Annotated in this window: 5 protein-coding genes; all 5 read left to right on the top strand. The window is 70.3% G+C overall.

Features of this window, described 5'->3' with window-relative positions; genetic code table 11:
• Window positions 1-731: phytoene/squalene synthase family protein (locus A5646_RS00525; protein ID WP_067019074.1), on the top strand; the 731-nt coding region annotated here is incomplete at its 5' end.
• The gene (locus tag A5646_RS00520; RefSeq protein WP_066862191.1) at window positions 728-1,051 is read left to right on the top strand and encodes a lycopene cyclase domain-containing protein; all 324 of its coding nucleotides are present in this window, start codon (window positions 728-730) and stop codon (window positions 1,049-1,051) included. The genes A5646_RS00525 and A5646_RS00520, both read left to right, overlap by 4 nt.
• Window positions 1,048-1,359 (top strand): lycopene cyclase domain-containing protein, encoded by a 312-nt coding sequence (locus A5646_RS00515; RefSeq protein WP_066862194.1) that lies wholly within the window; start codon window positions 1,048-1,050, stop codon window positions 1,357-1,359. The genes A5646_RS00520 and A5646_RS00515 overlap by 4 nt, the downstream gene beginning before the upstream one ends.
• Window positions 1,346-2,071, top strand: coding sequence for a class I SAM-dependent methyltransferase (locus A5646_RS00510; protein ID WP_067019070.1), 726 nt, complete (start codon window positions 1,346-1,348; stop codon window positions 2,069-2,071). Before A5646_RS00515 ends, A5646_RS00510 begins: the two co-directional genes overlap by 14 nt.
• The coding region (locus A5646_RS00505) for an FAD-dependent oxidoreductase (protein ID WP_067019066.1) at window positions 2,068-3,097 on the top strand (1,030 nt) is incomplete at its 3' end. The genes A5646_RS00510 and A5646_RS00505, both read left to right, overlap by 4 nt.

The raw sequence follows: 3,097 nt of genomic DNA, 5'->3' as shown, positions 1-3,097 counted from the left end.
GCGGTCGCCGGCTGGCGCAGCTGTCGCAGCGATTCTTCTCCGGCGATGCGCACCGCGACGATCCGCTGGTCGCCGCCGTGACCGACACCGTGCGGCGCTACCGGATCAGCGCGGAGCTGTTCGAGGACTTCTTGGCGTCGATGCGGATGGACCTCACGGTCACCGACTATCCGGACCGCAAGGCCCTCAACCGCTACATGCGCGGCTCGGCGGAAGCCATTGGGCTGCAAGTGCTTCCGATACTGGGCACGGTGACGCCCGTGCAGGAGGCGGCGCCGTACGCCGCGGCGCTGGGCCGCGCGTTCCAGCTCACCAATTTCCTGCGTGACGTCGACGAGGACCTGCAGCGCGGCCGGGTCTACCTGCCGGCCGACGAACTCGCCGCCGACGGCGTCGACCGGGAGTTGTTGACGTGGTGTCACACCCACCGCCGCACCGATCCGCGGGTGCGCCGTGCTCTGGTCGCCCAGCACGAAATCGCCAGGCAGACTTATCGATTCGCCGCCGACGGGATCGCCACGCTCGCCCGCCGCTCGCGACCGTGCGTGGCGACCGCGGCGGCGCTGTACTCGGAGATCCTGGACTGCATCGAAAGAAGCGACTTCGCGGTGTTCGATCACCGGGCCACCGTCGGCACGACGCGACGGCTTCGGGTCGCCGGTGCGGGACTGATACGGTCGTGGCGGGCGCGCAACGGCGCGCGGGGCGTTCGTCAATCGGGGGCCGCATGAGCGATCGGTGGCAATACCTGGCGGTGCTGGCCGCATGCCTGGTGATCACCGCGCCGCTGGAGATCTTCGGCCCCGGCGTCTACCGCCAGTGGCGACGGGCCCTCAAGGCGATCGTGCCGGTGGCCGCGGTGTTCTTGATCTGGGATGAGATCGCCGTCGCCGCGCACGTGTGGACTTACGACCGCGCCTATCTGTGTGGCCTGGGCATCCCGGTCCGGGTGCCGATCGAAGAGGTGCTGTTCTTCCTCGTCATTCCGGTCTGCGCGTTGCTGACCTACAACGCCGTGACCACCATCCTGGACAAGGTGCACCGCCGATGACGGGCCTGGGCTACACGCTGCCGGCCGCGCTGGCGGTATTGCTGGTCTGCGCACTGGAATTGGCGGTGCTGCGCACCGGACTCTTCCGGCGTGCGGCGTACTGGCTGTCGATGCTGATCGTGCTGGGATTCCAGATCCCGGTGGACGGCTGGCTGACGAAACTCAGCTCCCCCGTCGTCAGCTACGACGATCGGCAGCTGAGCGGCCTGCGCTTCCCATTCGACATCCCGGTCGAAGACTTTCTGTTCGGCTTCGCGTTGGTCACCGCGGTGCTGCTGCTGTGGGAGCGGCAACGTGCGCGTCGGTGATGCTGGTCCCGCGCCCGCCGACCTGGCGGCCGCGTTCGACGCGGGCGCGCCGGCTTACGACCGGCTGGTCGGGGCCAGCCCCGGTTACCACGCGCAGCTGACCTTGTCGGCGCGCCGAATGCGAATCCCGAACCGCGGCAACGGGTTACGGTTGCTCGATGCCGGCTGCGGCACGGGCGCCTCGACGGCCGCGCTGCTCGCCGTCGCACCGGAGGCCGACATTGTCGCCGTCGACGCCTCGCGCGGAATGCTCGACGCGGCGCGCGCCAAACAGTGGCCCGCCTCGGTGCGCTTCGTGCACACGCCGGTCGAAGAGCTGGCCGAGCACGGGATCACCGGACCGTTCGACGGCATCCTGGCCGCCTATCTGATCCGCAACGTCGCCGACCGGGACGCACAGCTGCGCAGGTTCCGCGAGCTGTTGCGTCCGGGCGGCACCCTGGCGGTGCACGAATACTCGGTGCGCGACTCCCCCGCCGCGACCCGCATCTGGCACGCCGTGTGCTGGGCCATCATCATTCCCGCCGGGTGGTGGCGCACCCGGGACGCCGGGCTGTATCGCTACCTGTGGCGCAGCGTATTGGATTTCGACGGCGCCGCGCGGTTCGAGACCCGCCTCGCCGACGCCGGCTTCACCGCCGTGCACAGCGAGACGATGCCCGGTTGGGAGACCAACATCGTGCACACCTTCCTGGCGGACGCGCCGCGATGACCGCCGACCGGCGGCGCCGAACCTTCGCCGCACCAACGGGATTGCCGGACGCCGGTGCGCTGCCCGAGCGCCCCCGGGTGGCCGTCGTCGGCGGCGGGATCGCCGGCCTGAGCGCCGCCACCGGGCTGGCCGAGCGCGGCGTCGTCGTCGAGGTCATCGAAAGCGAGCGCTACCTGGGCGGCCGGGTGGGGGGCTGGACCGAGCGCGACGGCGGCGCCAAGCTCGCGATGAACCGCGGCTTCCACGCGTTCTTCCGGCAGTACTACAACCTGCGCGCCCTGCTGAGCCGGATCGACCCGCAACTGCGGATGCTCACTCCCGTCGCGGATTACCCGCTGATCGACGGCGCCGGACGGCGCGACACCTTCCGCGGGCTGCCGCGCACCCCGCCGTGGAACGCCGTGGTGTTCGCCGCACGCAGCCCGACGTTCCGGCTGCGAGACTTCACCCGCATCGACGCCCGCGCGGCCGCACCGCTGGCCGCCGTATCGGTGCCCGGCACCTACCAGCGCCTGGACCACACCGACGCCGCGACGTTTCTCTCCGACATCCGATTCCCCGAGGCCGCAAGGCATCTGGCGTTCGAGGTGTTCTCCCGCAGCTTCTTCGCCGATCCCTCCCAGCTCTCCGCGGCCGAGCTGGCGACCATGTTTCACATCTACTTCCTCGGATCGTCCGAGGGCCTGATCTTCGACGTGCCGTCGGCGAACTACGACAGCGCCCTGTGGGAGCCGTTGCGCGGCTACCTCGAGGGTCGCGGCGCGCGGTTCCGGCTCGCCACCAAGGTGCTGCGCATCGAGACCGCACCGGCGAAGTCTTTTCGGGTGCACACTGATTCCGATGACCACTGCGAGGTCGACGCCGTCGTATTGGCCACCGACGTCGCGGGTTTACAGCGGATCGTCGCGGCGTCCCCGGATCTGGGCACCGAGGCCTGGCGCACCCAGATCTCGCGGCTGCGCAGCGCGCCGCCGTTCGCCGTGCATCGGCTGTGGCTCGACCGACCGGTCGCGGCGCACCGGCCGG

It is taken from the genome of Mycobacterium sp. 1245499.0, assembly GCF_001673615.1.
In the GTDB taxonomy this organism is placed as follows: Bacteria; Actinomycetota; Actinomycetes; order Mycobacteriales; family Mycobacteriaceae; genus Mycobacterium; species Mycobacterium europaeum_A.
This window is presented reverse-complemented; position numbering and strand designations above follow the sequence as displayed.

Excerpts from the sequence above, each read along its gene's own strand:
- A5646_RS00520 (WP_066862191.1), top strand. The coding sequence starts at position 728 with ATGAGCGATCGGTGGCAATACCTGGCGGTGCTGGCCGCATGCCTGGTG.
- A5646_RS00515 (WP_066862194.1), top strand. The coding sequence starts at position 1,048 with ATGACGGGCCTGGGCTACACGCTGCCGGCCGCGCTGGCGGTATTGCTG.